Raw genomic sequence first — 3,349 nt, 5'->3', positions numbered from 1 at the left:
CCATCTGTTAACCATGACAGTGCAATATCGTGTGGGTTGCCTTCTTTGTAGATTGTACTATTTAATGATCTGCCGGTTGATGTTACTACATCACCGGCCGACCGGAATGTACCGTTAGTGCTACGGTACTCGTAAGCAATGTCACGAACCGGTGCGGCATAGTGCGATCCGATTTGTTTTAATGCAGGGTGAAGATTTTGGCAAAGTTCGGTGCCACGCAACAAAGCAAACCACGCCCACACAAGCTGTTGTAATTCATGCTCTGTAAATTCACGGGTGAAAAGTTCATTTTTTTTCGGTTCAGTGATAAGCTGACCCTCAAGCACAATTCTATGCACATATTCAACCGCACTTTGTAATTTGTCGGCGGGAATGTCTTCTATGCGCTCTACGTTCATGTATTGGTGAACAAGATTATAAGCATCGGAATAAATCAAGCCTTTCTTGCTCACTAACATATTTACGGCATTACGTAAGCCTGTGCGATCGTCTGCGGTTGTTTTTCGTTCTGCTTTGCCATTAAACCAATAATCATGTAACGCCCGATAACATTCTTTTTTATACTTAATTAATGTATCGCGTATTTCAGGTTTGCAACGTTTAACATCAATTCCAAATAACCAACCATTTAAGTATTCAATTGGTAAGCAAATCATATTTTGGTTGCCGCCATTAGTAGGTGTGATCATGACGATCATACCTTGAGAAAGAACTTCATCACGTTTGATACGTAATACTTGAGGTTCCCATGCAAGACCAATATTTTCACAAATTGGTTTCATAGCAACATAGTGATTGCCATTTTGTTCAACGGTAATTAATGACTGATTGTTGAATGAAATTGTTTGAGTTGAGATTTGATTAGACATCATAGCCTCCGCTTATTTTTTTCGAAATTAAGAATTGACCTTGTAAGGTCGCCAAGAGGTTCGAAAACCGTAGCGGTAACGGCTGGGATTATTCCCCTTTCGGGTATTGTATTCTCCGCCCTCTCGGCATAGATAGAATTTGATATATGCGTATTAAGTCTTAATGGCAATAAAACTAAATGAAGTCAAATTTTACGCATAAAAAAACCGCTATGCTATCGGGTGCGGATAACCGCCGCTTTTTAAGGTTTCGACACCTTGGAACACAATATAAAACAAAAACCCCGTCTTGTAAACGGGGTTTTGGGTTTTATGAGGATTTCTTTCTAAAGTTTTCATCATTTATGCAATATTCAAAACAATCTCGAACAATGCCACTTAATCTCAAGATATTTTCAGGACAATCTATAATAATTTGACTGCTTGAAATTTCCAATCCCGCTCTAGAAATCTCTTTTTGGTTTTCTGGTGTCAATTCAATAGGAATAGTAATTGAAGGGCGTTGTTTGTTATCAAAATAGCGTAATACCCATCTATTAGATTTTCCCTGATATAAAATACTAAAATAACTTTCAGTGTCTTTAGCAATTAAATCAGACTCTTCACCAAGAATCATTGACACATATTCTAAAACCTGTCTCTCAGTATATGTGGTAACTATTTTGCTGTTTTCAGGATCTATAATCGGCGCAGTCTCATCAATGATTTCAGATTCGGGCTCATTAACAGATTCGGTATCAACAGCCTTTTTCGATAATCCTGAAACTACCATGTCGCTTACCGCTTTTTCTACCGCTTGCTTGACTATTGGCGTGATAGATTCAATAAAGCATTGATTTAGCTGTCTTCCAATATTAGCGCGCCCTGCCACATAGCGAACAAATTCACTATCCACTTCTTTTAATGAAGATGAAATGGTTTTAGTAAAGGCTGATAAATAAATACTTTCTTCCGCTAATGTCCGCAATGCTTCCGGCTGAAACTTATCATGACAAAATTGAGATAATTGGGGAATCTTTGATTCGTCTAATGCTTCAAAGTTAACGCGTAAAAATGGCGCATTATCCATAATATTTTTATCTTTTAAATCGGTAAAAAACCTCCATTCACGCCCGTTTGTAATTGCGGCTACAGCAACTTCAGGTGTTGCATTAAAATATCTTGCAAGCTGGGGAGAATGATTAGTTAAATCCTCATTATAAGATTTGGCTTCAATAAACATCACCGGCACGTTATGGCAGAATAAAGCATAATCAACTCGTTCGCCATTTTTCGCACCAGTAAAATCAGCGGCATATTCTGCCTTCACTTTAGTTGGGTCATACGCTGAAAATCCCAAAATATCAAGAAAAGGAAGAATCAAAGCCTGCTTCGTTGTTTCTTCGGTTGTACAATGTTGCCCAACTCTCATAATATGCTGAGAATGCGCTAATATTCTTTCTTTGAAAATTTGATCACTCATTTTTGGATTCCTCTTGGTTTAATAGAGACGCCCATTCTACAAAACCCAAGACATTTCCGTAAGTTTTCCCTCAAATTTATTTCAATTTTGCGATCTGCGTCGCAGATTCCATTATAAAAAAACTACGTTTTAAACAGGCTTTTGAAAAAAGTTTATCAAATAAATCATCACTTAAAAAACACAACAAAAATGTTGCACATACAACAAATTTGTTGTATTCTATCTTCACTGTATAGCAAAGGAGGTACCCCGATGAAATACAGTGAATTCTTGCGATACTTGCTTGAGCAAGGCTGCAAAGTCGAAGCAACCAAGCGCGGAAGTCATCGCAAGGTAACGTTGAATGAGTGCCAAACTGTCTTTCCCTACCATGGTAGTAAAGAAATCGGTACCGGCTTAGTTCACAAAATCAAAAAAGACTTAAACTTAAAATAAGTCTTTCGCCTCTGAAAAGGGGCGTTTTCTCAAACGATTTAAGGAGAAACCATGTTACGCTACCCTGTTGAAATCACCCCGGATGATAACGGTACATTCCTTGTCACTTGCCCCGATATTCCCGAAATGGCAAGTGTAGGTGAAGATATTGAAAGCGCACTACTTGAAGCGGAAGAAGGTTTAGAAACCGCCCTCGAATTTTATTTTGATGATAAACGCCCAATTCCAATGCCAAGCCAGCCAAAAGATGGGCAATATACGGTTCCGCTTTCCTTATTGCGTTCACTAAAAGTCTTCTTACTCAATGAAATGCTCGCACAAGGTGTGCGAAAAGCTGAAATGGCGCGCCGTCTTGATGTTCACATGCCGCAAGTCGATCGCTTATTAGATTTTCGCCACCCATCCAAAATTGATTTTGTTGAAAAAGCCTTTAAAAAATTAGGGCGCGAAATTAATTTATCGGTTCATTAAAAAATGCGGTCGATTTGACCGCACTTTAAGCTGTATAGCGTGCGGTCTGTTGTTGCCCGTAAATGTCCTGATAATCAATGGATATTGTCAGTTTGCGCGAATCGGGTTCAAA

Annotated in this window: 4 protein-coding genes; 2 read left to right on the top strand and 2 right to left on the bottom strand. The window is 38.6% G+C overall.

The annotated features are described in order from the left end of the window. Together A3CS_RS0110645 and A3CS_RS0110640 are read right to left on the bottom strand one after the other, a co-directional pair. On the bottom strand, positions 1-869 hold an 869-nt coding region (locus A3CS_RS0110645; RefSeq protein WP_019518481.1), incomplete at its 3' end, for a phage antirepressor N-terminal domain-containing protein. A 310-nt stretch (positions 870-1,179) separates the two neighbouring features. After that, positions 1,180-2,331: a type I restriction endonuclease gene (locus tag A3CS_RS0110640; RefSeq protein WP_019518480.1), complete on the bottom strand. Its 1,152-nt coding sequence runs from the start codon at positions 2,329-2,331 to the stop codon at positions 1,180-1,182. Positions 2,332-2,583: 252 nt separating this feature from the next. Between A3CS_RS0110640 and A3CS_RS0110635 the strand changes: the two genes are divergently transcribed. Both A3CS_RS0110635 and A3CS_RS0110630 read left to right on the top strand, forming a co-directional pair. Continuing rightward, a complete protein-coding gene (locus A3CS_RS0110635; protein WP_005578509.1) occupies positions 2,584-2,766 on the top strand; it encodes a type II toxin-antitoxin system HicA family toxin in 183 nt (60 codons plus the stop codon). Positions 2,767-2,817: 51 nt separating this feature from the next. Then, the gene (locus A3CS_RS0110630) at positions 2,818-3,237 is read left to right on the top strand and encodes a type II toxin-antitoxin system HicB family antitoxin (protein ID WP_005545975.1); all 420 of its coding nucleotides are present in this window, start codon (positions 2,818-2,820) and stop codon (positions 3,235-3,237) included. The last annotated feature ends 112 nt before the right edge of the window (positions 3,238-3,349 follow it).

It is taken from the genome of Aggregatibacter actinomycetemcomitans DSM 8324 (assembly GCF_000372365.1).
GTDB classification, from domain to species: domain Bacteria; phylum Pseudomonadota; class Gammaproteobacteria; order Enterobacterales; family Pasteurellaceae; genus Aggregatibacter; species Aggregatibacter actinomycetemcomitans.
Note: the sequence above shows the minus strand (reverse complement) of the source record. Positions and strands in the feature narration are given on the sequence as shown.

Bases quoted from the DNA above. Each gene is read 5' to 3' on its own strand.
- A3CS_RS0110640 (WP_019518480.1), bottom strand. From the start codon at position 2,331: ATGAGTGATCAAATTTTCAAAGAAAGAATATTAGCGCATTCTCAGCAT.
- A3CS_RS0110630 (WP_005545975.1), top strand. From the start codon at position 2,818: ATGTTACGCTACCCTGTTGAAATCACCCCGGATGATAACGGTACATTC.
- A3CS_RS0110635 (WP_005578509.1), top strand. From the start codon at position 2,584: ATGAAATACAGTGAATTCTTGCGATACTTGCTTGAGCAAGGCTGCAAA.